Source organism: Kitasatospora sp. NPDC097605 (assembly GCF_040302725.1).
GTDB lineage: Bacteria > Actinomycetota > Actinomycetes > Streptomycetales > Streptomycetaceae > Kitasatospora.
The window spans coordinates 19,225-44,718 of sequence record NZ_JBEOSF010000034.1; the positions used below are offsets into that span (position 1 = coordinate 19,225).

Consider the following 25,494-nt stretch of genomic DNA (forward strand, 5'->3'; position numbering starts at 1 on the left):
CGATCACGGAACCGGCTCCGCACACCGTACCGCCCGTACCCGTCCCGCCGGAGCCCTTCCACCGCACCCCGGCCGCGGGCCGGTCGCCCCGGCTGCCCCGGTCGCCCCGGAGCAGGACGTCGGCGGGGCCGACGTCCTGCTCCGGCGTCAGGGCGCCTGCGGGGGCTCGGCGGTGCCGGCGGCGAGGGCGTCGGTGACGGCCTGGGTGAGGGTGCGGCCGAGGACGGCGGCGCGTTGCAGGGTGGCGTCGAAGGCGGCCAGCCGGGCGAAGGCCGCGCCGATACGGCGCTGTTCGGTGATCGGCAGACGCGGCAGCTCCACCCGGCGGATGTCGAGGCGGGTGGTGGTGGAGGCGTGGCTGGCGGCCCGGCGGGCGGCGGCCGTGGAGCGCAGGTGGCCGGCCAGGAAGTCCGGGTCGAGGGCGGCCGGGTCGGGGCGGAGCAGGTGGAGCTGGCGGCCGAGGGCGGCGCCGGCGGGCGGGCCGTCCGGGCCGACGACGCGGGCGGTGGCGCCACCGAGCGCGGGGACCAGGACGTCGCCGGGCCGGGTCAGCGGCAGGGCGTCGGCCCCGGCGGCGGACCGGTCGAGGACGGCGCCGGGCACGCTGCCGGCGAGCAGGTCCTGGTCGGTGAGGACGGGGGTGCCGGCCGGGTCGGTGCCGGCCGGCCGGGAGGGAGCGCCGGCGCCGGAGGAGTGCACCTCCAGCAGTCCGGAGCGGACCAGCTCGCCCAGCGTGACGACCGCGCCGCCACCGCCGACGCCACCGGCACCACCGCCGCCGGCCCCCGCCTCGCCGACCGGCTCGGGCAGCAGCGCCCCGGGGTCGGCGAGCCCGGCCAGCAGCTCGGTCAGCCGGCCGCTGAGGTGGGACAGCCCGGCCGCGCCGCCGAGCGGGGCGGCCGGCGGGACGTGGCGGGCGGGCGAGAGGTCGGTCTCGTCGTCGAGCAGGTCGATCGCCGCCACGGTCCGGTGCTGGCCGGGGCGGTCCGGAGGCAGCGGCAGGCCCTCGCGGGCGGCGAGGTCGAAGGCGCGCCAGGCGTCCAGGACGGTACGGCGCAGTTCGGGCCAGCGGACCTTGTCGCGGCCGCCCTCGGCAACCTCGGCCGAGGTGGGCGAGGCGGAGGCGGCGTCCAGCATCAGGACCTGGCGGAAGTCGTCGCCGGGGCGGGGGGCGCGCAGCACCCAGAGGTGGAGCGGCACCCCGTACGGGGGCGCGGCGCCGGCCGGGAGCGCGACGACGGCCCGCAGCGCGCCGGAGCGCAGCAGTTCGGCACGGATCCGGCGGCCGGCCCGGCGGGCGGCGACGGTCGGCGGGAGCAGCAGGGCGGCGAGCCCGCCGGGGCGGGTGTGGGCGAGGCAGTGCAGCACCCAGGCGAGCTCGGACTCCCCGCGCGGCGGGACGAGGCCGCCGGGCCAGCGCCGGTCGAACTGCAGCTCGTCGTGACCCCAGTCCCGCTCGTTGTAGGGGGGCTGGCAGAGCACCGCGTCGAAGGTGTGACCGGTGTAGGCGTCGGCGCGCAGGGCGTCGCCGGGGCGCAGGTCGACCGGGAGCGGGAGCGGGTCGGCGGCGGGCGCGTGCAGGGCGAGCCGGAGCCCGGCGAGCGCGGCGGTGACCGGGTCGGCGTCCTGGCCGTAGCGGTCGGTGGTGGACGGCAGGGCGAGCAGCAGCGCGCCGAGGCCGGTGGCGGGGTCGAGCACGGTGGCGGGGACGCCGGCGACGGCGGCGAGCAGGTCGGCGGCCTCCGGCGGGGTGGGGCTGAGCTGGCGGGTGTTGGCCTCGGCGTAGCGGGTGAGCAGCTGTTCGAAGGCGCTGGCCGGGCCGGCCGCGGCGGCGAGTTCGGCGAGCAGGCGGGCGAGGTCCAGCTCGGTGGAGCCGAGCAGGCCGGGCTGGCGCAGGCCGGCGGCGCCGTCCGGGCCGAGCACGGCGCGGGCGGTGTCGGCGAGGGCGCGCGGCAGGCCGGTGGCGAGCCTGGTGTCCGGCTGGTCGGCGAGCGCGGTCCAGCGCTCCGGCGCGCGGTGGTGCAACAGCAGGAGGGTGCCGGCCCGGACCAGGGGGACGGCCGGATGGCCGGCCGGGTCGCGCAGGGTCTCGACGAGCCGCCAGACCCGTTCGAGCAGCGGCAGTTCGGCGATCTTGCCCTGGGCCCGGAGCCAGGACTCCACCTCGGCGAGCGCGAAGGCCGGGCTGCTGTCGGTGCCGCCGACCGGGCGGGGGAAGTCGGGGTGGCGGCGGCGCCAGTTGCTGACGGCGGCGCGACCCACTCCGGCGAGGCGGGCGATCTCGACGGCGGTCACCTCGGGACGGTCCGGCATGGGGGCTCCTTCGGCGGCGGTCGACGGCTGCGGCATCAGTGGGGTGTGACCACACAGCATAGTCAGCACCTCCGGCCAGCACGTTCACACGTGAACGGAGAGGTTCGGCGAATTCCTGTTGACACGGTTCACAGCCCATGGTGTGATCTCTCCTGTCGACAGCGGGTCGACGCAGCAGAGCAGAAGAAGCAAGGAAAGAGGAGACAGCCATGTCCGCCACCCCCCTCCGCACCCGCCGCACCGCCGTCCTGCTGGCCGGCGCCGCGCTCGTCGCCCTCACCGCGACGGCCTGCGACTCCACCGGCGGCCCGTCCGTCTCCACCGAGGCCAAGCAGACCGCCGCCTCGGCCCCGGCGGCCGGCGACTCCGCCGCCCCGGCCGAGCCGGCCGGCACCAAGCCGGCCGACAGCAAGCCCGCCGAGGCGGCCAAGGCCCCGGCCAAGGTCGGCGACACCATCGCCCTCAAGGGCACCCTGGAGAAGGGCAACACGGCGGATGTCACCGCCCTCAAGGTGGTCGACCCGGCGGAGAGCACCAACGAGTACCTCACCGCGGCGGCCGGCAAGCACTACGTCGCCGTGCAGTTCCAGATCAAGGCGACCGGCTCCAAGGCGTACAGCGAGATGCCGTCGAGCAGCGCCAAGGTGATCGACGACCAGGGCCAGGCGTACGGCCCGACGTTCGCCGACACCAAGGCCGGCCCGTCCTTCCAGACCCCGACCAACATCGCCGCCGGTGACACCGGCAAGGGCTTCGTGGTCTTCGAGGTCCCCAACGGCACCAAGCTCGACAAGGTCCAGTTCTCCCTGGACAACGGCTTCGCCGACCAGGTCGGCCAGTGGAAGATCGGCTGACGGCCCTGTTCACAGCCCGCCCACCGGTCCGCCCACCGGTCTGCCTACCCGTCCGCCCACGACGAACGGCGGCCCCGGGCGCCACTGCCCGAGACCGCCGTTCCGCTCTGTCACTCCCCCTGCCGGGGTCCGCTACTTCCTGGCCCCCGCCAGGTCGTCGAACATCGCCGACAGGAACTCCCGGCTCCAGGCCAGCAGCTCCCGCCCGACCAGCGGCTTGCCGCCGATCCGCCCAGTGGACGGCCGCGGCACCAGCAGCTGCTGGGTCGCCGCCTTCACCTGGCTGCGCGGGTAGAGCCGGTTCAGCCGCAGCTGCTGCGACTCCCGCAGCTCGACCGGCCCGAACCGCACATTGGAGCCCTGCAGGGTGATGTCCGAGATGCCGCAGCGCCGCGCGTACAGCCGCAGCGCGGCCACCAGCAGCAGGTTCTCCACCGGCTCGGGCAGCTTGCCGTAGCGGTCGACCAGCTCGTCCCGGACCTGCGTGATGTCCTCCTCCGAGTTGACCGCCGCGATCGAGCGGTAGGCCTGGAGCCGCAGCCGCTCCCCCGGCGCGTAGTCGTGCGGCACATGGGCGTCGACCGGCAGCTCGATCTTCACCTCCAGCGGCTCCTCCTCCGGCTCGCCGCCGCCCGCCAGCGACTCCCGGAACTCGGCCACCGCCTCGCCGACCATCCGCATGTAGAGGTCGAAGCCGACGCCCGCGATGTGCCCGGACTGCTCGCCGCCGAGCAGGTTGCCGGCGCCGCGGATCTCCAGGTCCTTCATCGCCACGTACATGCCGGCGCCCATCTCGGTGTGCTGGGCGATGGTCGCCAGCCGCTCGTGCGCCGTCTCGGTCAGCGGCTTCTCCGGCGGGTACAGCATGTACGCGTACCCGCGCTCCCGCCCGCGGCCGACCCGGCCGCGCAGCTGGTGCAGCTGGGAGAGGCCGAAGGTGTCGCCGCGCTCGACGATGAGGGTGTTGGCGTTGGAGATGTCGATGCCGGACTCCACGATCGTGGTCGACACCAGGACGTCGAACTCCTTCTCCCAGAAGTCGACGACCACCTTCTCCAGCTGGGTCTCGCCCATCTGCCCGTGCGCGGTGGCGATCCGCGCCTCGGGCACCAGGTCCTTCAGCCGGGCGGCCGCCTTGTCGATCGACTCGACCCGGTTGTGGATGTAGAACACCTGGCCCTCGCGCAGGAGTTCACGCCGGATCGCCGCCGAGATCTGCTTCTCGTCGTACGGTCCGACGAAGGTCAGCACCGGGTGCCGCTCCTCCGGCGGGGTGGTGATGGTCGACATCTCGCGGATGCCGGTGACGGCCATCTCCAGGGTGCGCGGGATCGGGGTCGCGGACATGGTGAGCACGTCCACGTTGGCCCGCAGCTTCTTCAGCTGCTCCTTGTGCTCGACGCCGAACCGCTGCTCCTCGTCGACGATGACCAGCCCGAGGTCCTTGAAGCGGGTCTCCGAGGAGAACAGCCGGTGGGTGCCGATGACGACGTCCACCGAGCCCTCGAACAGCCCCTCCAGCACGGCCTTGGCCTCGCTGTCGGTCTGGAACCGGGAGAGCGCCTTCACGGTCACCGGGAAGTTGGCGTACCGCTCGGCGAAGGTCGAGAAGTGCTGCTGCACCAGCAGCGTGGTCGGCACCAGCACCGCCACCTGCTTGCCGTCCTGCACCGCCTTGAAGGCCGCCCGCACCGCGATCTCGGTCTTGCCGTAGCCGACGTCGCCGCAGATCAGCCGGTCCATCGGCACGGACTTCTCCATGTCCGACTTGACCTCGGCGATGGTGGTCAGCTGGTCCGGCGTCTCCGCATAGGGGAAGGCGTCCTCCAGCTCGCGCTGCCACGGGGTGTCCGGGCCGAAGGTGTGGCCGGGCGCGGCCATCCGGGCCGAGTACAGCTTGATGAGGTCGGCGGCGATCTCCTTGACCGCCCTCTTGGCCCGCTGCTTGGTCTTCGCCCAGTCCGCGCCACCGAGCCGGTGCAGCGTCGGGGCCTCGCCGCCGACGTACTTGGTGACCTGGTCGAGCTGGTCGGTCGGCACGAACAGCCGGTCGCCGGGGTGGCCGCGCTTGGCCGGCGCGTACTCCAGTACCAGGTACTCGCGGGTGGCGCCCTGCACGGTGCGCTGCACCATCTCCACGTACCGGCCGACGCCGTGCGCCTCGTGCACCACGTAGTCGCCGGCCACCAGCGCCAGCGGGTCGATCGCGTTGCGGCGCCGGGACGGCATCCGCCGCATGTCCTTGGTGGAGGACTTCTGGCCGGACAGGTCGGTCTCGGTGACCACGGTCAGCTTGAGCGCCTCGTCGACGAAGCCGTGCTCGATCGAGCCGCAGGAGACGTGCACGACGTCCCGGGTCGGCGCCTCGGACAGGTCGGCGACCAGCCGGGCCGGGATGCCCTCGTTGCCGAGCACCTCGGCCAGCCGCGAGGCCGGGCCGTGCCCCTCGGTCACCATGACGACCCGCCAGTCGGCGGCCAGCCGCTCCTTGGCGTCGGCGATCGCCCGCGCGGTGTCGCCCCGGTACGCCTCGACCGCGTGCATGCCGAGGGTCAGCGTGTTGGCGTCGAACTCCAGCAGGCCGTCGACCGAGGCGTCACTGGTCGCGAACGGGCTGACCGACCACCACGGCAGGCCGATCTCGGCGGCGTGCTCGCGCACCTCGGCGAGCGAGCGCAGCGAGGCGGCCGAGACGTCGATCGCCTCCAGGTCGATCGGCCGGTCGCCACCGGCCGCGGCCGCCACCCAGGAGGCGTGCAGGAACTCCTGGCTGGTCGCCACCAGGTCGGCGGCGCGGGTGCGGACCCGCTCGGGGTCGCAGACCACTGCGACCGAGCCGAGCGGCAGCACGTCCAGCAGCAGCTCCATGTCGTCGACCAGGACCGGCGCCAGCGACTCCATGCCCTCGACCGCGATGCCCTCGGCGATCCTGTCCAGGATCTCGGCCAGCCCCGGGTGCTCGGCGGACAGCTCGGCGGCCCGGGCCCGTACCTCGTCGGTCAGCAGCAGCTCGCGACAGGGCGGCGCCCACAGGCCGTGCTCGGCGATCTCCAGCGACCGCTGGTCGGCCACCTTGAAGTACCGGATCTCCTCGACGTCGTCGCCCCAGAACTCCACCCGCAGGGGGTGCTCCTCGGTCGGCGGGAAGACGTCCAGGATGCCGCCGCGCACCGCGAACTCACCGCGCTTCTCGACCAGTTCGACCCGGGAGTAGGCGGCCGCGGCGAGCCGCCGGGCGATCTCCTCCAGGTCGTGCGACTCGCCCCGCCGGACGGCCACCGGCTCCAGCTCGGCCAGCCCCTTCACCTGCGGCTGGAGCACCGAGCGCACCGGCGCCACGATGACCTGCACCGGCCCGGCCGCCGGGTCGTCGGCACGCGGGTGGACGATCCGGCGCAGCACGGCGAGCCGCCGGCCGACCGTGTCGGAGCGCGGCGAGAGCCGCTCGTGCGGCAGGGTCTCCCAGGCCGGGAACTCGGCGACCGCGTCCGGCGGCAGCAGCGAGCGGAGCGAGGCGGCGAGGTCCTCGGCCTCCCGGCCGGTGGCGGTGACGGCCAGCACCGGACGGCCCCGCTCCCCGGCCGCCTGCCCGGCGAGCGCGCGGGCGAGCGCGGCGATCGCGAACGGCCGGGCGGCGGGCGGCCCGACCAGGTCGAGGTGCCGGCGGCCGCCGGCCGCGGCACCGGTGGCGGTCGCGGCCTCGATCGCCTCGGCGAGGGCCGCGTCCCGCGCGACGACATCGAGCAGTCCGGTCAGGCTCATCTGGAGTCTCTTCTTCGTCCCGTGGCTGGTGCTGCCCTGGGGGCCGGAGGCCCGTCCGGGCAACGCGAACGGCCCGGCACGCCGAGCGGCCGGGGGTCTCCAGCCTACGCCGCGAGGCTGACCCGCACCCGGTGCACGGCCGGGGGTGGGACGGGGTGCGATCCGGCGCGGACGAACCACCGGCCGGACGCTTCCGCTCCTCCCGTTGTACGGACTGTTTCCCGGCCGTCGCGATCCGCCACGAACTGGACATACTCCTGTCACTGCCCGTCCATGGAGATCGCGCACCATGGTGAATGTGCCCGCCGCACCCAACCGTGGGGGATGGCTGCGGGGGCACGGTCGCACACCCGATGGGGGTCGGGCGTGCGAGGCCGGGCGGCCCTGGGTGGGGGCGCCCGCCCACGCGCCGGGAACCGTGGCGTCCTTTCCTGGAGGACGCCACGGGTCTCGGCCTCACTCTTCTCCGGCCCGTTTCCGCTCCGCTCCGGGCCGCTGCCGCTTCCGGCGCGATCCCGGGAAAGCCCGCGCGGGTGGTCGCCGCTCCCTACCCTGAGGTGAGAACGGTGGGGGGACGCCCCGAGGGGCCTGGGGGCGTCGCGACGGAGGGGTTCCTCGGCATGCGCGTTGTCATCGTGGGCCAGGGCCGCGTGGGGCTGCCGCTGGCGGTGCGCGCGGCCGAGGTCGGGCACCGGGTGGTCGGCTACGACGCGGACGAGCGCCGGATCAAGCGGCTGACCGTCGGCGAGCCGGACGCCGGGGACGTCCCGGCCGGGCGGCTGCGGCCGCTGCTGGCGGACGGGAGCTACCTGCCGTCCGCCGAGCCGTCCGACCTGACGGGCTTCGACATCGCGGTGATCACCGTGCCGGCGCCGCTGCGCGACGGCGTGCCCGACCTGTCGTCCGTCGAGGCCTCGGCCACCCTGCTCGGCCGGCACCTGCGGCCCGGGGCGAGCGTCGTCCTGGAGTCGACCGGCTACCCCGGCACCACCGAGGAAGTGCTCGCGCCACTGCTGGAGGCGGGGTCCGGGCTGACCGCCGGGCGGGACTTCCACCTCGGCTGCAGCCCCGAGCGGACCGACCCGGGCCACCCGACCTGGCGGCTGGAGAACACCCCGAAGGTGGTCGCCGGGATCGACCCGGCGTCGCTGGCGGCGGTCGAGGGCTTCTACGGCGGGCTGGTCGAGCGGACCGTCCCGGTCTCCTCCTGCAAGGAGGCCGAGCTGGCCAAGCTGCTGGAGAACGCCTTCCGGCAGGTGAACACCGCGCTGGTCAACGAGCTGGCGATGTTCGCGCACGACCTCGGCGTCGACGTCTGGAAGGCCATCGACGCGGCCTCCACCAAGCCGTTCGGCCATCTGCGGTTCACCCCCGGCCCGGGGGTGGGCGGGCCGTGCCCGCCGCTCGACCCGTCCTGCCTGCCCTGGCCGGTGGAGCGGGCGCTCGGCCACTCCTTCCGGCTGGTCGGGCTGGCCAACGAGGTCAACGGCCGGATGCCCGACTACGTGGTCCGCCGGCTCGGCGAGGCGCTGAACGCGCGGCGGCGCCCGGTCAGGGGCTCGCGGGTGCTGCTGCTCGGACCGGCGGACGGGGGGAGTGCCGGGGACGCCCCGGAGAAGCCGGCCGCCCGGGTCGCCGAGCTGCTGGTCCGGATGGGCGCCGAGGTCAGGGCCGCCGGGAACGACCCGCACGGGGACCCGTTCGACCCGTTCGACCCGTTCGACGCGGTCCGCCGGGTGGAGGCCAGTCCGGAGGAGCTGGCGGCGGCGGACGCGGTGGTGCTGCTCGCCGACCACGACGGCTTCGACTACCAGGCGGTCACCACCCACGCCCGGTACGTGCTGGACTGCCGGCGCCGGCCGGCCAGGGGCGCCGCGGTCGAACTGCTCTGACCCGTCGGAGACGGTTGCCGGGCGACCGCACCCGCCCGGCACCGCGGATCAGCGGGCCTGCTCGCCCGCGCGGGCCCGCGGGGCCCGTCCCCCGCGCTCTACCAGCGGGAGAGGTTGATGTCGTACATCATCACCTCGTGGCCGACGTGGCCGTTGAAGTCGTACTGCTCCCAGTTGAAGACGGTCCAGGAGCCCATGCCGCCACCGAGGTACGTGATGACCTTGTTGTTCCCGGCGTCGATCCGGTCGACGTTGTAGATGCGCACCGACATCCACCCGTCGTTCGCGAAACAGAGCGTGCTGCCGTAGCCGTAGTTGTAGACCTTCGCGAAATCGTTGCGGTTTCCGCAGTCGATCCGGTTGACGGCCTCGGCATTCGCGGCCGGCAGCAAGGTGGCGGCCGCCGCGGTGAGCACGGCGAGTGCGCCGATCCGGCGGCTCCGGACATTTCCGGAACGGCGCCCGGAAGAGCGTTCCGAATGATTTGTGCGGCGAATCATATGAACCCTCCGAAGGGGTAGCGGCTGCGACTCCAGAGGCTGACATGACGCCGCACGGCCGAACAGTTCTTTTCCGGCCAAGCCGAATCACCCCGACGCCCGGCGGGCCGCCCCGCACAGGCATGCGCTAGGGTCCGAACAGTCCTGCCGTTCCCGAGGATCGGAGCTTCCGCTTGGCCCGCCCGCCGCATTTCGGACGATTCACCGCCACCGCTGCAGCGGTCGTTTTATCGGCCTTTTTCACAGGCTGCTCCGGACCTTCCGGAGGAGGTTCCGCGGATTCCGCGCTGACCCCGCCGGCGATCGACGCGCCGAAAGCCCCGGAATCCGGCCGGGCCGGAATGACCGGACTTCCGCTTTCCGCTTATCAGGCCGACGACCGGGCCGCCGTCCAGGAGATTCAGGCGCGCAATGCGCTGGTCGTCTCGTGCATGCGCCGGGCCGGTTACACCGGATTCACCGGGGACGGCCTGCAGCAGGCGCGGCCGCCGGACAACGCCACCGCCCTGCCGGCCGGCGCCTGGGGTTATCTCGGGGCCGAGGTCGCGGGCGTCCAGGGGTTCCACCCACCCCGGCGGCCCGCTCCCGGGGCGGTCGGCGGGGCCGCGCCGGCGGCCGGAGCCGGTGAGGCCTACGACACCGCCCGGGTGGACTGCGACCGGCAGGCCGCCGACCGGATCGGCGCGCCGCCGGGGCCGGGGGCCGATCTCCTCGGGCGGCTCTTCGCGGACTCGCTGGCCGCCACCGGGCGGGACGGCCGGGTCACGGCGGCGACCGCGCGGTGGACCGACTGCATGACGGCAGCCGGGTTCCGGGCCGACGACCCGGCGTCCTTCCCGGACCGCTTCCGCGCCGCGCCGGAGACCACCCCGGCCGAACTGGCCGCCGCCCGGGCCGACGCCGACTGCACCACCCGCACCAACCTGGCCGGGATCTGGTTCACCGTGCTGGCGGGCTACCAGCGCCAGCAGATCGACCGCAACGGCCCGGCCCTGAACGCCCACCGCGAGGCCGTCCGGGCCCAGGACGCCAAGCTCGCCCGGCTGCTCGCCGAAGGGGACGCCGGGCCGACCCCGTGAACGCGCCGGGCGACGGCGCGGGAACGCGTCGGACCCCGGACGCCGGAGGGCGTCCGGGGCCCGACGGGGGCCGGAGCGGATCAGCGGCGGTGGTAGCCGACCGTGTTCGGGGTGGCGTAGTCGCTGCCGTCGTCGATGATCACGATCTTCGGGATGATCCGGGTCTCCTCCTCGGCCGGCCGCTCGGCCGGGGCGGGCGCACCCTCGCCGGCGTCCGTCGCCCCCGCCGGCGGGGCGGCCGGCCTCGGCGGCACCGGTCCGGTGGCGACCGCCGCGGCCGGGGCCGGGGCGACCCGCCCCGGGGTGACCCGCAGCACCGCCGTGGCCGCCTCGCCGGCGGGGGCCGGGACGGAGTCCTTGCGCAGATCGGCCCGCGGGTCCGCGACGACGGGCAGCGGGATCTCCCCGGTGTCCGCCTCCGAGTCCACCACCGGCACCGGCGCCCGGCCCACCACCGGCGCCCGGTCCACCGGGGCGCCGTCGGCCGGCCCCGCGCCGGCGGTGCCGGAAGTGCCGGAATCACCCGAGCTGCCGGACGCCAGCGCCACGGCCTCCCGGGCCGCGGACTCCAGCGCCGCGGGCTCGATCGCGCCGACCGCCGCGCCGGTGAGCGAGGCCAGCGTCGCCTTGATGTGGTCCAGGTGCTGCTGCACCGTCTCCAGCTTGGTCGCGTACTCGCGCTGCTCGCGCTCGCTCGCCGCGCCGATCCGCTCGGCCTCGCGCCGGGCCTGCTCGATCAGCTGGTCCGCCCGGGCCTGCGCCTCGGCGTCGCTCTGCTTGATCTGGCCGAGCACCGTCTCGCGGAACTGCTCGGCCTCCTTGACCCGCCGCTCGGCGGTGGCGGAGACCGCCGCGTCCTCGGCGTCCGCCTCGGCCTGCGCCTCGGCGAACATCTCGTCGGCCTTGCGGCGCAGCTCGGCCAGCTTGGCCTCGGCCCGCTCGGAGGCCTCGGCGGCCGCGACCCGGACCTTGGCCGCGTGCGCGGTGGCGGCGTCCCGGACCGCCCGGACCTCGCGGTCGGTCTCGGCCCGGATCGTCTCCGCCTCGGCCCGGGTGCGCTCGTCGGTGCGGCGGGCGGCGGCGTCGGCCTCGGTGCGGGTGGTGGTCGCGTACTCCTTGGCGGCGCGGTCGAGCGCCTGGCCGGCCTCGTACACCTCGTCGCGGAGGTCCTCGGCGAACCGCTCGGCCTTGTCACGGACGGCGCGGGCCTCGGTCTCCGCCATCCGGGCCAGGCCGGCGGCCTCGTCGCTGAGCACCTGGTAGTCGGGCTCGGGGGCGTCGGCGGCGGCCTGCCTGATCTCGGCCAGCCGGCGCTCCATCTCCCGGAGTCCGGCACCGAGCACGCTCAGCCGTTCCCACCCCTCGTCGCGCTGCGCGGTGAGCGCGGTCAGGGCTCGGTCGACCTGCTCCGGCGCGTAACCGCGCCGGGCAACGGTGAAGCCGTACTGGGGGACGGCGTCGCTCATGGGCTCTTCCCCTCGTGTCGCGGGCTGCGGAGCCCATGATCGGACGGATCGGTCTGCTCGGTGGCCAGGTCGGGGAACCCGGTCGGGATCAGGACATCGGGCGGATCGAAACATGTCGAGGATGGACGCTTGCGACCATCCTCTTGACCTATTTTGCGCGGATGTGGACGAAACCCCAACGAGGCACCGCCGCGCCGGTACGCCGAAGGGGCCGTTCCGGGCACCGGAACGACCCCCTGCCACCTGCGCGGTTCCGGCACGGCCTGCTCAGAGCAGGCCGTCCCAGAACTGCTCCAGCAGCACGGCCCACCAGGTGTCCGCGGACTGCAGCGCAGCCGGGTCGATCGCGGCCAGCTGGGCCTGGAAGTCGGTCGTCCAGCGACCGGCCTGGTCCGGGGTCAGCCCGTACCGCAGCCGCCACATCCGGCCCAGCAGGGCCAGGGAGCGGACGAACTCCGGTACACCCGTGTTGACGAACCGGGGGGGCTCGCCGGTTCCTTCCAGGTCCACCGCGACCACGTGCGCGGTGCCGTACTGCACGCAGAGCTGGCGGCCGTAGTCGTTGCCGAGCACCAGGTAGCCGCCGAAGTCCGGGCCGCCCGGCAGGCCGCGCTCGGCGGCCAGCTCGGCGAGCGTCGGGATCGGCCGGCCCTCCTGGGCCTGCGCCCAGAAGAACGGTCCGAACTCGCGCGGCAGGCCCGACCACATCAGCGTCTGCGCCACCGGCTCGGGCACGCCCTGGCGGGCCACCGCGCGCTGCTCGAAGCGGAACACGTTCGGCCCGAAGGCCTGGCCGAGCTCCTGGGCGAGCTGCTGCGGCGCGAGCGGCGGCAGCGGCGGGACGGTGCCCGGGGCGGGCAGCGGCACCCGGAACGGGCGGACCCGCTGCGGGCCGGAGGCCAGCTGGTGCAGCTCGTCCAGGTGGTCGAGCAGCTGGGCCATGCCGGCCTGCCGGGAGTGGTGGTCGCGGCCGTAGTCGGCGGTGTGGGTGAGCCGGACGTTCGGCCAGGAGGCCGCGATCATCCGGTTGCAGTACCCGCCGGGCAGGTCGCAGGACTCCAGCTCGGTGTAGAGCTCCAGCACCTGCTCCGGCGGCACGTTGAGCCGCCGCAGGTCCTGGAGGATCTTCCACTCCGGGTGCGGGGTGCCGGGCTCGCTGCGGTGCAGCAGCTTCTGCTCGGAGCCGTCCGGGCCCCGGTAGCTGAGCGCGGCGAAGTAGCCCGGGCCGACGGCGGGCACGCCGGGCGGCACCGGGGCGGCCTGCGGCGGCCCGGGGACCGGCGGGGCGGACGGGGCCTGGACCGGCGGGGCCTGGACGGGCTCGGGGCCGGCGACGGGAACGGGACCGCCCGGGTAGCCGTAACCGGCCGGCGGCGGGACGGCCGGGCCGCCGGACGGCGGGGTGCCCGGATCGGCGGGGGCGCCGCCGAGCAGCGCCGGGTCGATCGCGCCCGCGAGCTGGGTGCGCTCGTACGCCACCCCGCCGCCCGGCGCGGGCGCGGCGGGCGGCGCGGCCGGGGCGTCGCCGGACCGCAGACCCGCCGGGGGCGGGGGCGGCGGGACGCTGGCGGCGTTGCGGCCGCCGGACCCGGCGGGGGCAGGGCCGGAGCCACCGCGCAGCGCGGCCGGCGGGGGCGGCGGCGGGGCGGACGCGGGGTTGCGGCCGAGACCGACGGGGGCGGAGCCGGCAGCGGGGCCGGACGGGCCGCCGCGCAGCCCGGCGGGCGGGGGCGGCGGCGGCGCGGAGGCCGGGTTGCGGCCGAGCCCGCCAGGGGCGGAGCCGGCCAGCGCGTCGGCGGACGGCGGACCGGCGGGCGGCGGCACCGGGGCACCGGGCGCGGGCGCGCCGGGCAGGCCCGCCAGGCCGGGCAGACCGTCGGGCGAGGCCAGCATGGTCGGGGCGTGCTCGACGGGGGCGGAGCCGGCAGCGGGGCCGGACGGGCCGCCGCGCAGCCCGGCGGGCGGGGGCGGCGGCGGCGCGGAGGCCGGGTTGCGGCCGAGCCCGCCAGGGGCGGAGCCGGCCAGCGCGTCGGCGGACGGCGGACCGGCGGGCGGCGGCACCGGGGCACCGGGCGCGGGCGCGCCGGGCAGGCCCGCCAGGCCGGGCAGACCGTCGGGCGAGGCCAGCATGGTCGGGGCGTGCTCGACGGAGGCGCCCGGCGGCGGCACCGGCGTCCCGGGCGCGGGCGTGCCCGGGCCGACAGGCGCGCCGGGTGCACCGGGTGCAGCGGGAGCGCCGGGCAGGCCCGCCAACCCCGGCAGGCCGTCCGGCGGCGCCAGCAGCGTCGGCGCGGGCTCCACGGCGGCACCCGGCGGCGGCACCGGCGTCCCCGGCGCGGGCGTGCCCGGACCGTCGGGCGTGCCCGGACCGTCGGGCGCGCCCGGCAGGCCCGCCAGCCCCGGCAGGCCGCCCTCGGGCAGCAGCACGGTGGCGGCCTCGGACCCGGCCCGCGGCTCGCCGGGCAGCCCGGCGCCGTTGGTGCGCAGCCCCTCCGGCAGCAGCACGGTCGCCGCCTCGACCCCCGCCTGCGGCGCGGGCGGACCGGCCGGCTCGTCGTGGCCGGGCGGCGGGGCGAGCATGGTCGGCGCGTCCCCGGCCGGCCGCTCGGAGACCGGCGGCGTGGTCAGGACGGCGGGCGCGGGGGTGTCCCCGGCCCGCGCCGCGACCGGCGGCGCGGCGGGCTCCACCACGGCCGGGGCGGGCGTCGCGGGCGGGGCGGGCGGAGCGAGCGGCGGCACGGCCGGGGCGGCCGGCGGCGCGGCGGGCGCCCCCGCCCCCAGCCGCTCCGCCTCCGCGGCGAGCGCCGCCTCGCCGGCCTCCTGCAGCCACTGCGGCGGACTGAGCAGGAAGGACGTCGCCTCGACCGGCCCCGGCGCGGGCCGCGCCGCACCGGCCGGGTTGGCCGCGACCGGCCGCCCGTAGGCCTCCTCGTACTGCCGGACCACCTCGTTGACGGGCAGGGCGGGCCACAGCGTGCTCGCGCCGGAGTCCCGGGCGATCACCAGCCGGGCCTCGCCCTCGGCGGCGGCCGCGCCGTCACCGGGCTGCACCGCCCAGCAGACGAAGCCCAGGTCGAACTCCCGGACCCGCACCTCGCGCTGCCGCTCCGGCGGTACCCCGGCGTTGATCCACTCCTCGGCGAGCTGCTGCGCCTGCGCGTACGTCACCACGCCCGGTTCACCCCTGTCCCCATCGTCCCCGCTCGTTCCACACCCTCGACGCCCACCCGGACCGCCGGCCGGACCACTGACCGGGCCACTGACCGGACCACCGCGGACGCCACCTCAGCCCACCGGGACGGCGCGGGCGAAGCCGCCGTCCACCATCAGCCCGGCGACCGTCTCCAGCTCCACCGGACTGCCCGCCAGCCGCAGCAGGAAGGCGTCGAAGTCCTCCCCGCAGGGCAGCAGCAGCCGCCCGACCCGGTCCTCGGCCGGCTCGGGCGCCCCGGTGTCGCGGGCGTCGTCGTAGAGGCAGAACCAGACCGAGCCGGTCCGCTCGCCGCGCACCTTCAGCGCCACGATGCCGCCCTGGGCGTAGGCGATGCCCAGGTAGTCCTTGGTGAGGTGGTCACGCAGGCACTTGTTGGCGTAGACGAGGTCCTCGGTGCCGTACTCCTCGGTGAGCGTCAGGAACGGCTGGTCGAGCAGCAGTCCGAGCTCCGGGTCGAGCGCCACCCCGACCGGGGCGCGGCCGCCGCCGAGCTTGAGGAAGGTGCGGTAGGCGCCGGGCAGTCGCTGGCCGAGCCGCTCCTCGGCGCGCTGCACCAGGTCCTCGGTGACGCCGATCGGGTCGCCGCCGTCCTTGGCCAGCGAGAAGTGCACCGGCCGCTTCTCCTGCAGCGGCCGGGTACCGCGCCGCGTGTGGTCGGCGGAGGAGGTGGCCAGGCCGCCGTGGTGCCGCAGCAGCGCCTTGACCTCGACCGGGACCAGCTCCATCCGCCGCCAGCCGGGCGCGGCACGGCCGACCGCGTGGTGCCAGGTCCAGCCGGGCGGGGTGGCGACGGCGGTCTCCAGGTCGGCCCAGAGCGGGTGGCCCTGGGTGAACAGCGCGGCGTTGGCCGAGACGTAGTCGGTCAGCCGCAGTTCGTCGACGCCGAAGCCGGCCGGCGGGTCGGCGACCTCGGCCGCCGCGGCGGCGTACGGGCCGAAGTCCGGGTAGCCGTGCTCGTCCACCCGGACCCCGGCGGGGTGCCGCTCCGCGCGGACCGGGTCCGGGAACTGCACCACCTGACCTGCGTACGCCGCGTTCGGTGCGGCGGCGACGCCGGGCCGACCTGTCGTCATCTGGGAGCCCCCACTGGCTGCTGCATGTACTCGGTGCGCTTGTCGGCAACCAGCGTAGGGGGTGGGCCCGCGGCCCGGTCCCCCGCCCGCCGCGCCCGTGCGCGGCCCGCGGGGGCGTCCGGGGGCGCGTCCGTCCGGGAGCCGGGGCCGAACCGCTCGCGCACGGCTCCGGGCGATGACGGATCCGGGGAATCCGGGGACGAGTCGTGACGACGAAGTGCGGATCCGGCCGAAGTCGCGTGCCCGACCGCCGGTCGGCGAGGCGCCGCGCACCCCGGATGTGCGGTTGTCAGTGTCGTTTGACAGGCTGGCCCCTGACAGCCGTGCCACCACCGGGCCGGGCGGGAGGGCCGGGCGGGAGGCGGGCGGAGGAACGACGAGCGGGACGACGAGGAGGAGGGCGACGCCATGACCACCGGGGAACCGGCCGGGACGCCGGTGCTGCGCCACCACCGCGACAGCCTGCTGCCCGCCGTCGCCGCCGCGCTGTCGCTGAAGGGCGGCGAGGTGCACACCCTGGCCGGCGACAAGGCGGACCGCCGCCCCGTGCTGCACCCGCTGGTCGGCGACTTCCTCGACGCGCTGCCGCCGGAGCACCGCGAGCGCTTCACCGGCCGCTGCCCGGAGGCGGTCCTGCTCTCCCGGTACCTGACCACGGTGGACGGCCGGCGCTCCAAACGCGCCGCCCGCAAGCCGATGAGCCTGCACGAGGCACGCAAGGCGCTCAAGGGCGCCCGGCTGACGACGGTGCGGATCCGCGAGGAGCACGATCCCGCGCACGGCACCCATGCTCCGCCCTGCCGCTCCTGCGTGCCGCTGCTGGAGCACTTCACCGTCCAGAGCGTCATGGTCGGCCCGGCCGCCGCCGGCTGACCGGTGCGCAGCACGGCCGCCCCGCCGGCCGCCCGGCGCACCCCCCGTCCCCCGTCCCCGAGCCACCGGAGCCCGTCCTGAATCCGCCGGCCCCCTCCCCGTCCCCGACCGCGCCCGGTGGTCCCGCGCTGCGGACCCGACCGCGCTTCCCGGCCGACGTCGCCGCCGAGCTCAAGGCGGCCGGCTGGCACCCCGGACGCTGGCAGATCCGGCAGGCCGAGGAGTGGGCCGACACCCTGGTCGGGCACGGCAGCCCGGCCGGCGTCCAGCACGCGGTGTTCCCGGCGGCGGTGGAGGCCTGGGCCGAGTTCGGCGGCCTCGCCTTCGACCTGGCCGGGCCCGGCCGGCAGCTGGCCCGCACCCCGTTCCTGATCGACCCGCTGTGCGGGCTGCACCAGCCGCGCACCCTGGCCGACCTGGGCCGCGCCCTGGGCGCCCGGATCGCCCCGCTGGGCGAGGAGGCGTACGGGCAGGCGCTGCTGGCGATCGACGAGGAGGGCCGGGTCTACAGCCTGGACCACACCGGCGAGTGGTTCCTCGGCCACGGCGTCGACCAGGCGATCACCGCGCTGGTCCTGGGCACCGCCCCGGAACGGCTGCGCACCGCGGACGACGCCTGAGCGGTCCGGGGGACGTCCAGGGGCCCTAGACCAGCCGGTCCTGGCGGACCGCCAGCCGGGACGGCAGCACCGCCTCCACCCGGAACCCGCCGTCCCGCTCCGGCCCCGAGGAGAAGGTGCCGCCGAGCGCGACCACCCGCTCGCGCATCCCGACCAGCCCGTTGCCGCCGCTGGGCAGCGCGGCGGCGGCCCGCTCGCCGCCCGGGCAGGCGTTCACCACGCTCACCCGCACACCGTTCGGCGCGTACGCGAGCAGCACCGACACCTGCGCGCCGCCGGCGTGCTTGTGCGCGTTGGTCAGCCCCTCCTGCACCACCCGGTAGGCGGTCTGCTCGGCCTCGCCGGTGAACTCCTGCCGGCTGCCGCTGACGGTCAGGGTGACGACCATCCCGGCCGCCCTGGACTGGTCGACCAGCCGCGGCAGCCCGGCCAGCGAGTCCGGCTCCGGCCCGCGCTCGTCGGACATCCGCAGCACGCCGAGGATCTCCCGCAGCTCGTTGAGCGCCTGCCGGCCGACCTCGCCCATCAGCTTGGCGCTCTGCGCCGCCTTCTCCGGGTCCTTGGCGGCGATCCGCTCCAGCGCCCCGGCGTGCACCACCATCAGCGAGACCCGGTGCGCCACCACGTCGTGCATCTCCCGGGCGATCCGGGTGCGCTCCTCCAGCCGGGCCCGGCGGGCGCGCTCGCGGGCCTGCTCGGCCAGCAGGTCCAGTTCGGTCTCCAGGCCGTGCGCGCGGTCCTGGAGCGACTCGATCAGCCGGCGCCGGGCGCCGACGTACAGGCCGGTCACCACCGGCACCGCGGTCGCGCCGGCGGCCACCAGCAGCGACAGCACCACCTGGCCCCAGAACGGCGGCTGCTCGGCCGCCGGCTCGCCGGGGTTGAGCATCGACATCAGGATCACCCCGGCCGTCTCGGCGTAGGCGAGCGCGGAGAGCGCCACCACCCGCCGGCGGCGCGAGGGCCACTCCCAGGTCTCGGCCAGCGTGTAGAGCGCCACCAGCAGCAGCGCCATGCTGGGCACGGCCGGCATCACGATCAGCGAGACCACCACCGGGACGGCCGGCCAGCGCCGCCGCACCACCAGGGTGGCGCCGGCCAGCGCGGCGAACATCCCGACCGCGATCTGGGCCGCCGCGCCGAGGTGGACCCGGCTGCCGATGTAGGCGATCGAGCTGCCCGCGCACTCCAGTGCCGCCAGGGCGGCGAGCCCGGCGTCCAGGAAGGCGCTGCGCCGCCGCGGCCACCACAAGAACGACGACCGGTCCCGCGCGCGCTCCCCAGGCGACTTGCTCATGCGACACAGACTACGGCGCCGCCCCCGCCCGGCCCCACCGGGTCGCGCCGGGAACCCGCGCGGCCGCCCGCCGGGTGCCCCGCCGGACGCCCCGCCGGACGGCCCGCTGGACGCCTTCAAGTGGTCCAGACCACATACGGTCCCGGGGCATACCTGTCCGCCATCCGGCCACTTCGCGGACAGCGCGACGGCCGACACCTATGCTGGTCGCGTCGGACAGCGCGGTCCGCACGCGTCACACCCGCCACACGCGGGGCAGCCCTGTGACGATGAGCCGTTGCCGAACACCCCACCACCCCGAGGGAGCCAGCCGTGACCGCTCCGGTCCCCAGCCAGGCGGACAATCCGACCCCCGTGGTCGCCGACAACGCCGCGTTGCGCGCGGACATCCGTCGCCTCGGCGACCTGCTCGGCGAGACGCTGGTCCGCCAGGAAGGCCCCCAGCTGCTCGGCCTGGTCGAACAGGTCCGGCTGCTCAGCCGCACCAACGGCGAGGCCACCGCCGAACTGCTCTCCGACATCGACCTGGAGACCGCCGCCAAGCTGGTGCGCGCCTTCTCCACGTACTTCCACCTCGCCAACGTCACCGAGCAGGTGCACCGCGGCCGCGAGTTCGCCACCCGCCGCGCCCGCGAGGGCTCGCTGCTCGCGCAGACCGCCGACCAGCTGGCCGAGGCCGACCCCAAGCACCTCGAGGACACCCTGGCCCACCTCGCCGTGCGCCCGGTCTTCACCGCGCACCCGACCGAGGCGGCCCGCCGCAGCGTCCTCAACAAGCTCCGCCGGATCGGCGAGCTGCTCGACCGCATCCACCGCGAGGAGATCGCCGCCGGCCTCTCCCAGGCCGACCCGGCGCGCACCTCCTCCGCCCGCCGCCAGGCCGACCGCCGCCTCGCCGAGGTCATCGACCTGCTCTGGCAGACCGACGAGCTGCGCATCGCCCGCCCGGAGCCCACCGACGAGGCCCGCAACGCCGTCTACTACCTCGACGAGCTCTACCGCGACGCCGTCCCGCAGGTCCTGGAGGAGCTGCAGGAGGAGCTCGCCCGGGTCGGGCTGGAGCTGCCCGAGGGCGTGCGCCCGCTCACCTTCGGCACCTGGATCGGCGGCGACCGCGACGGCAACCCCAACGTCACCCCGCAGGTCACCTGGGACGTCCTCAACCTCCAGCACGAGTACGGCATCAAGGACGCCCTCGCCGCCATCGACGACCTGCGCAGCACCCTCTCCACCTCGGAGCGGCTGGCCGGCGCCTCCGTCGAGCTGCTCGCCTCACTCAACACCGACCTCCACCTGCTCCCCGAGCTGAGCCCGCGCTACAAGCGGATGAACGCCGAGGAGCCGTACCGCCTCAAGGCCACCTGCATCCGGCTCAAGCTGGAGAACACCCGCGAGCGGCTGGCCGGCGGCACCCCGCACGTCGAGGGCCGCGACTACCTCGGCACCCGCGAGCTGGTCGCCGACCTGCGGATGATCCAGGACTCGCTGCGCGCCCACCGCGGCGAGCTGATCGCCGACGGCCGGCTCGCCCGCGCCATCCGCACCATCGAGGCGTTCGGCCTGCAGCTGGCCACCATGGACGTGCGCGAGCACGCCGAGGCCCACCACCACGCCCTCGGCCAGCTCTTCGACCGGCTCGGCGAGGAGGCCTGGCGCTACGCCGACATGCCGCGCGAGTACCGCCAGAAGCTGCTCGCCAAGGAGCTGCGCTCGCGCCGCCCGCTCGCCCCCACCCCGGCCCCGCTGGACGCCGCCGGCACCAAGACCCTCGGTGTCTTCAACACCATCCGCGAGGGCTTCGAGCGGTTCGGCGACGAGATCGTCGAGTCGTACATCATCTCGATGTGCCAGGGCGCCGACGACGTCTTCGCCGCCACCGTGCTGGCCCGCGAGGCCGGCCTGATCGACCTGCACGCCGGGATCGCCAAGATCGGCATCGTGCCGCTGCTGGAGACCACCGACGAGCTCCAGCAGGCCGACCGGATCCTCGACGAGATGCTCTCCGACCCCTCCTACCGGCTGCTCGTCTCGCTGCGCGGCGACGTCCAGGAGGTCATGCTCGGCTACTCCGACTCCTCGAAGTTCGGCGGCATCACCACCTCCCAGTGGGAGATCCACCGCGCCCAGCGCCGGCTGCGCGACGTCGCCCACCGCTACGGCATCCGGCTGCGGCTCTTCCACGGCCGCGGCGGCACCGTCGGCCGCGGCGGCGGCCCCTCGCACGAGGCCATCCTGGCCCAGCCGTGGGGCACCCTGGAGGGCGAGATCAAGGTCACCGAGCAGGGCGAGGTCATCTCCGACAAGTACCTGCTGCCCTCGCTGGCCCGGGAGAACCTCGAACTGACCCTCTCCGCCACGCTGGCCGCCTCCGCGCTGCACACCGCCCCGCGCCAGGCCCCCGAGGAGCTGGCCCGCTGGGACGCCGCCATGGACCGGGTCTCCGAGGCCGCGCACACCTCCTACCGGGCCCTGGTCGAGCAGGACGACCTGCCGAAGTACTTCTTCGCCGCCACCCCGGTCGACCAGCTCGCCTCGCTGCACCTGGGCTCCCGCCCGTCCCGCCGCCCCGACTCCGGCGCCGGTCTGGACGGCCTGCGGGCCATCCCGTGGGTGTTCGGCTGGACCCAGTCCCGCCAGATCGTCCCCGGCTGGTACGGCGTCGGCGCCGGCCTGGCCGCCGCCCGCGAGGCGGGCCTGGGCGACGTGCTCGACGAGATGTACGGCCAGTGGCACTTCTTCCGCAACTTCCTGTCCAACGTCGCCATGACGCTGGCCAAGACCGACCTGCGGATCGCCCGCCACTACGTCGAGCAGCTGGTGCCCGCCGAGCTGCACCACGTCTTCGAGCAGATCCAGGCCGAGCACGACCTCACCCTGCGCGAGGTGCTCCGCCTCACCGGGGAGAACGAGCTGCTGGAGCACAACCCGGTGCTCAAGCAGACCTTCGCGGTCCGCGACGCCTACCTCGACCCGATCTCCTACCTGCAGGTCGCGCTGCTGCGCCGGCAGCGCGAGGAGGTCGCCACCGGCCGCCACGAGGACCCGCTGCGGGCCCGCGCGCTGCTGCTGACCGTCAACGGCATCGCGGCCGGTCTGCGCAACACCGGCTGACCGTCCCGCCGGACGCCGAAGGGCCCCGTGACGCGTGCCCACGCACGCGTCACGGGGCCCTTCGGCCGTTGACGGGCCGGCACCCCGGGACAGGGGGTCGTGCAGCAGGTCCCGGGCGTCGTGGACGTCCCCCGTGATCAGGAACGCGCTGCGGAGCAGGGCCTGGTGCCGCGCCGGGGCGAACTCGTCGGACGGGTCGTCCTGCCGGGCGCCCTCGGTGAGGCCCTCCGACCGCCTGGATCCGCGCTTCATGCCCACCAGACGCACGGGAGGCCGGGGACGGGTGACGCGCCGGGTGAGAAGAACGGCGGAGGGGCCGGAACCCGATCAGCTCGGTCCCCGGCCCCTCCCACGCGTGCCCTCCGTCAGTCACTCTCCCGCTTCGCCCGCACGGTGGCGCTTGACCCACAGGGCCGCGCCGCCGGCCGCCACGACCAGCCCGCCGCCGACGGCCAGCAGGCCGGCGTCACCGCCGACCGAGCTGCCCAGCACTGGGCCGAACTGCGCCGAGACGGGCTCCGGGGACACCACACCCGGATCGGGTTCCGCGATCGGGTCGGCCTGCGCCGCACCGGCCGCGCCCAGCAGCACCCCGGCAGCGCCGAGCGCGCCCGCGGTGCCCAGCGCACCCGCCGTGCCCACCCGCCGTCCGAGCTTCCTCAGCCGAACCACCCGGATCCGCCGAAGGCGCCGGACCGGCCGCAAATTCCGCATCGAGAACTCCCCAACCCGTTCGCGTACTGGTCCGACGCTATCCGATCCGCACAGATTTCTCACAGGGATTCAGGTTTGGTCGCTCAAGAGTTGTACGACTGTTGCCCGTACGGACGACCGCCCTTTCCCGGGAGGCGGGCGGCCCTTGAACGCGGGTCAGGTGTTGTAGGTCGACTGGGCCCGCTCCAGGCCCTCGGAGAGCAGCGCCTCCACCGCGTCCGCCGAGCGGTCCACGAACCACTCCAGGTCCTTGCGCTCGGTGGCGGAGAAGTCCTTCAGCACGAAGTCCGCGACCTCCATGCGGCCCGGCGGGCGGCCGATCCCGCAGCGCACCCGGTAGTAGTCCTGGCCGAGCGACTTGGTGATGGACTTCAGCCCGTTGTGCCCGTTGTCGCCGCCGCCCAGCTTCAGCCGCAGGGTCGCGTAGTCGATGTCCAGCTCGTCGTGGACGGCCACCAGCGCGGAGACCGGCACCTTGTAGAAGTCGCGCAGCGCGGTGACCGGCCCGCCGGAGAGGTTCATGAACGACATCGGCTTGGCCAGCACCACGCGCCGGCCCGCCAGCCGCCCCTCGGCGACCTGGGCCCGGCTCTTGTGCGCCTTGAACTTCGCGCCCATCCGCTGGGCCAGCAGGTCCACCACCATGAACCCGATGTTGTGCCGGTTCCGGGCGTACTGCTCCCCCGGGTTGCCCAGCCCCGCCACCAGCCAGGGGCCCTCGTACGACTCGTCGTTCATCCCACCGCTCCTCGTGGTCATGTTCACCGCCATCATCCCGGACACGCCGCTGCCCCGGCCGCTCCAGCGGGAGCGACCGGGGCAGCGGTCTCAGACTGTGCGAGAGGCTCAGGCCTCGGCGCCGGCCTCGGCCTCGGCGGCCTCCTCCTCGGCCGGGGCGGCCTGGGCGGCGATGACCTGCAGCACGACGGCGTCGCCCTCGACGGCCAGCGAGACGCCGTTCGGCAGGGCGATGTCCTGGGCGTGGATCGAGGCACCGGCCTCCAGGCCCTCCACCGAGACGGTGACGGACTCGGGCAGGTGGGTGGCCTCGGCCTCGATCGGCAGGGCCTGCAGGACGTGCTCCAGCAGGTTGCCGCCCGGGGCCAGCTCGCCCTCGGTGTGGACCGGGATCTCGACGGTGACCTTCTCGCCGCGCTTGACCAGCAGCAGGTCGACGTGCTCGATGGTGCGCTTGATGGCCTCGCGCTGGACGGCCTTCGGCAGCACGTACTCGTCCTTGCCCTCGATCGGCACGACCAGCAGGGCGTTCGGGGTCTTCAGGGCCATCATCAGGTCGTGGCCGGGCAGGTTCAGGTGAACCGGCGCGTGGCCGTGGCCGTAGACGACACCGGGGACGAAGCCGGCACGGCGGGCGCGACGGGCGGCACCCTTGCCGAACTCGGTACGGGTCTCGGCGGCAAGGCGGATCTCGGACACGACTGCACTCCTCGTAAAAGCTGGCGCGGGGGTGCAGGCAACGCGAAAAACCGCCGGGACCACACCCTCATAACGTTCGGGGGTCACTCGGCGGCGCAACGACCTCTGCCGGAAGCCCGGGGGTTCCGGAGCCGGCAGCGCGTCGATCACGGAGCGGGCACCCGCGGTGCGGGCACACGGCATCCCTCGCCGAGCAGTTTCACGAGTCTAACCGGAGCGGCGGCCTCTCGCGAAATCGGCGGCGGCCCCGGTCCGTACGGAACCGGGGCCGCGCGCACGGGGCTTCGTCAGTGCACGCCCTCGAAGAGGCTGGTGACCGAGCCCTCCTCGAACACCTCGCGGATCGCGGCGGCGATGGACGGGGCGATCGACAGCGTGGTGATCTTGTCCAGCTGCAGCGAGGCCGGGGTCGGCAGGGTGTTGGTGAACACGAACTCGCTGACCCGGGAGTTCTTCAGACGGTCCGCGGCCGGGCCGGAGAGCACGCCGTGGGTGGCGGCCACCAGGACGTCCGCGGCGCCGGCCTCGAACAGCGCGTCGGCGGCGGCGCAGATCGTGCCGGCGGTGTCGATCATGTCGTCGACCAGGACGCAGACCCGGTCCTTGACGTCACCGACGACCTCGGCCGACAGGATGGTGTTGGCCTGGGTCATGTCGCGGCGCTTGTGGATGATCGCCAGCGGGGCGTCCAGCCGGTCGCACCACTGGTCGGCCACCTTGACCCGGCCGGCGTCCGGGGAGACCACGGTGAGCTTGCCGCGGTCGACCCGCTCGCCCACGTAGTCGGCCAGCAGCGGCAGCGCGAACAGGTGGTCCACCGGGCCGTCGAAGAAGCCCTGGATCTGCGCGGTGTGCAGGTCCACGGCCATCAGCCGGTCGGCGCCGGCCTGGCGCAGCAGGTCGGCGACCAGCCGGGCGGAGATGGGCTCGCGGCCCAGGTGCTTCTTGTCCTGACGGGCGTACCCGTAGAACGGCAGGATCGCCGTGATGCTCCGGGCGGAGGCCCGCTTCAGAGCATCGATCATGATCAGCTGCTCCATGATCCACTGGTTGATGGGAGCCGTGTGGCTCTGCATCACGAAGCAGTCGGCACCGCGGGCCGACTCCAGGAAGCGGACGTAGATCTCACCGTTGGCGAAGTCCAGGGCCTTGGTCGGAACCAGCTCGGTCCCCAGCGCCTCGGCCACCTCCTTCGCCAGCTCCGGGTGGGCACGGCCGGAGAAGAGCTTCAGCTTCTTCTCGCCCGACGTCGTGATCCCGCTCACTGCCACCGTCTCCTCGCGTTGCTG

Annotated in this window: 17 protein-coding genes; 6 read left to right on the forward strand and 11 right to left on the reverse strand. The window is 75.2% G+C overall.

The features are described 5' to 3' along the window. Positions 1 to 147: 147 nt before the first annotated feature. Entirely contained in the window at positions 148 to 2,313 is a 2,166-nt protein-coding gene (locus ABTX81_RS29530) for an N-6 DNA methylase (RefSeq protein ID WP_350551754.1), read from the reverse strand. 209 nt (positions 2,314 to 2,522) lie between these two features. Between ABTX81_RS29530 and ABTX81_RS29535 the strand changes: the two genes are divergently transcribed. Further along, a complete protein-coding gene (locus tag ABTX81_RS29535) occupies positions 2,523 to 3,167 on the forward strand; it encodes a DUF4352 domain-containing protein (protein WP_350551756.1) in 645 nt (214 codons plus the stop codon). 132 nt (positions 3,168 to 3,299) lie between these two features. Here ABTX81_RS29535 and mfd read toward each other — a convergent pair whose 3' ends face one another. After that, on the reverse strand, positions 3,300 to 6,929 hold the full coding sequence (gene mfd / locus ABTX81_RS29540) for a transcription-repair coupling factor (protein ID WP_350551758.1): 3,630 nt from the start codon (positions 6,927 to 6,929) through the stop codon (positions 3,300 to 3,302). Between the two features lie 620 nt (positions 6,930 to 7,549). Between mfd and ABTX81_RS29545 the strand changes: the two genes are divergently transcribed. Beyond that, on the forward strand, positions 7,550 to 8,821 hold the full coding sequence (locus tag ABTX81_RS29545; RefSeq protein WP_350551760.1) for a nucleotide sugar dehydrogenase: 1,272 nt from the start codon (positions 7,550 to 7,552) through the stop codon (positions 8,819 to 8,821). Between the two features lie 98 nt (positions 8,822 to 8,919). Here the strand turns inward: ABTX81_RS29545 and ABTX81_RS29550 are convergent, their stop codons facing one another. Next, entirely contained in the window at positions 8,920 to 9,321 is a 402-nt protein-coding gene (locus tag ABTX81_RS29550) for a beta/gamma crystallin domain-containing protein (RefSeq protein WP_350551763.1), read from the reverse strand. Positions 9,322 to 9,662: 341 nt separating this feature from the next. Between ABTX81_RS29550 and ABTX81_RS29555 the strand changes: the two genes are divergently transcribed. After that, entirely contained in the window at positions 9,663 to 10,400 is a 738-nt protein-coding gene (locus tag ABTX81_RS29555) for a hypothetical protein (protein ID WP_350551765.1), read from the forward strand. An 80-nt stretch (positions 10,401 to 10,480) separates the two neighbouring features. Here the strand turns inward: ABTX81_RS29555 and ABTX81_RS29560 are convergent, their stop codons facing one another. The 3 genes from ABTX81_RS29560 to ABTX81_RS29570 all read right to left on the reverse strand — a co-directional run bounded on the left by ABTX81_RS29560 (position 10,481) and on the right by ABTX81_RS29570 (position 16,153). Further along, positions 10,481 to 11,866, reverse strand: coding sequence for a coiled-coil domain-containing protein (locus tag ABTX81_RS29560; protein WP_350551767.1), 1,386 nt, complete (start codon positions 11,864 to 11,866; stop codon positions 10,481 to 10,483). 267 nt (positions 11,867 to 12,133) lie between these two features. Continuing rightward, a complete protein-coding gene (locus tag ABTX81_RS29565) occupies positions 12,134 to 15,037 on the reverse strand; it encodes an SUKH-4 family immunity protein (protein ID WP_350551770.1) in 2,904 nt (967 codons plus the stop codon). 114 nt (positions 15,038 to 15,151) lie between these two features. After that, positions 15,152 to 16,153 carry an HNH endonuclease gene (locus ABTX81_RS29570; RefSeq protein WP_350551773.1) on the reverse strand — a complete coding sequence of 334 codons (1,002 nt, stop codon included), beginning with the start codon at positions 16,151 to 16,153 and terminating at the stop codon, positions 15,152 to 15,154. A 408-nt stretch (positions 16,154 to 16,561) separates the two neighbouring features. Between ABTX81_RS29570 and ABTX81_RS29575 the strand changes: the two genes are divergently transcribed. Both ABTX81_RS29575 and ABTX81_RS29580 read left to right on the forward strand, forming a co-directional pair. Next, on the forward strand, positions 16,562 to 17,026 hold the full coding sequence (locus ABTX81_RS29575) for a YwqJ-related putative deaminase (RefSeq protein ID WP_350551776.1): 465 nt from the start codon (positions 16,562 to 16,564) through the stop codon (positions 17,024 to 17,026). Between the two features lie 128 nt (positions 17,027 to 17,154). Then, positions 17,155 to 17,646 carry an SUKH-3 domain-containing protein gene (locus ABTX81_RS29580; protein ID WP_350551887.1) on the forward strand — a complete coding sequence of 164 codons (492 nt, stop codon included), beginning with the start codon at positions 17,155 to 17,157 and terminating at the stop codon, positions 17,644 to 17,646. A 25-nt stretch (positions 17,647 to 17,671) separates the two neighbouring features. Here the strand turns inward: ABTX81_RS29580 and ABTX81_RS29585 are convergent, their stop codons facing one another. Continuing rightward, positions 17,672 to 18,943, reverse strand: coding sequence for a sensor histidine kinase (locus tag ABTX81_RS29585; RefSeq protein ID WP_350551778.1), 1,272 nt, complete (start codon positions 18,941 to 18,943; stop codon positions 17,672 to 17,674). A 312-nt stretch (positions 18,944 to 19,255) separates the two neighbouring features. On the opposite strand from ABTX81_RS29585, the gene ppc reads away from it, so the two are divergent. Next, complete coding sequence (ppc, locus tag ABTX81_RS29590) at positions 19,256 to 22,054, forward strand: phosphoenolpyruvate carboxylase (protein ID WP_350551780.1); 2,799 nt, start codon at positions 19,256 to 19,258, stop codon at positions 22,052 to 22,054. Between the two features lie 369 nt (positions 22,055 to 22,423). On the opposite strand, the gene ABTX81_RS29595 is transcribed toward ppc, so the two are convergent. The 4 genes from ABTX81_RS29595 to ABTX81_RS29610 form a co-directional block, all read right to left on the reverse strand. Then, a complete protein-coding gene (locus ABTX81_RS29595; protein WP_350551782.1) occupies positions 22,424 to 22,696 on the reverse strand; it encodes a hypothetical protein in 273 nt (90 codons plus the stop codon). A 228-nt stretch (positions 22,697 to 22,924) separates the two neighbouring features. Beyond that, the gene (gene pth / locus ABTX81_RS29600; protein ID WP_502892889.1) at positions 22,925 to 23,527 is read right to left on the reverse strand and encodes an aminoacyl-tRNA hydrolase; all 603 of its coding nucleotides are present in this window, start codon (positions 23,525 to 23,527) and stop codon (positions 22,925 to 22,927) included. Positions 23,528 to 23,614: 87 nt separating this feature from the next. Next, complete coding sequence (locus ABTX81_RS29605) at positions 23,615 to 24,205, reverse strand: 50S ribosomal protein L25/general stress protein Ctc (RefSeq protein ID WP_350551787.1); 591 nt, start codon at positions 24,203 to 24,205, stop codon at positions 23,615 to 23,617. 287 nt (positions 24,206 to 24,492) lie between these two features. Further along, positions 24,493 to 25,470 (reverse strand): ribose-phosphate diphosphokinase, encoded by a 978-nt coding sequence (locus ABTX81_RS29610; protein WP_350551789.1) that lies wholly within the window; start codon positions 25,468 to 25,470, stop codon positions 24,493 to 24,495. Positions 25,471 to 25,494 lie beyond the last annotated feature (24 nt).

Excerpts from the sequence above, each read along its gene's own strand:
- mfd (WP_350551758.1), bottom strand. The coding sequence starts at position 6,929 with ATGAGCCTGACCGGACTGCTCGATGTCGTCGCGCGGGACGCGGCCCTC.
- ABTX81_RS29575 (WP_350551776.1), top strand. The coding sequence starts at position 16,562 with ATGACCACCGGGGAACCGGCCGGGACGCCGGTGCTGCGCCACCACCGC.
- ABTX81_RS29545 (WP_350551760.1), top strand. The coding sequence starts at position 7,550 with ATGCGCGTTGTCATCGTGGGCCAGGGCCGCGTGGGGCTGCCGCTGGCG.
- ABTX81_RS29530 (WP_350551754.1), bottom strand. The coding sequence starts at position 2,313 with ATGCCGGACCGTCCCGAGGTGACCGCCGTCGAGATCGCCCGCCTCGCC.
- ABTX81_RS29555 (WP_350551765.1), top strand. The coding sequence starts at position 9,663 with ATGACCGGACTTCCGCTTTCCGCTTATCAGGCCGACGACCGGGCCGCC.
- ABTX81_RS29560 (WP_350551767.1), bottom strand. The coding sequence starts at position 11,866 with ATGAGCGACGCCGTCCCCCAGTACGGCTTCACCGTTGCCCGGCGCGGT.
- ABTX81_RS29535 (WP_350551756.1), top strand. The coding sequence starts at position 2,523 with ATGTCCGCCACCCCCCTCCGCACCCGCCGCACCGCCGTCCTGCTGGCC.
- ABTX81_RS29550 (WP_350551763.1), bottom strand. The coding sequence starts at position 9,321 with ATGATTCGCCGCACAAATCATTCGGAACGCTCTTCCGGGCGCCGTTCC.
- ABTX81_RS29570 (WP_350551773.1), bottom strand. The coding sequence starts at position 16,153 with ATGACGACAGGTCGGCCCGGCGTCGCCGCCGCACCGAACGCGGCGTAC.
- ABTX81_RS29585 (WP_350551778.1), bottom strand. The coding sequence starts at position 18,943 with ATGAGCAAGTCGCCTGGGGAGCGCGCGCGGGACCGGTCGTCGTTCTTG.
- pth (WP_502892889.1), bottom strand. The coding sequence starts at position 23,527 with ATGACCACGAGGAGCGGTGGGATGAACGACGAGTCGTACGAGGGCCCC.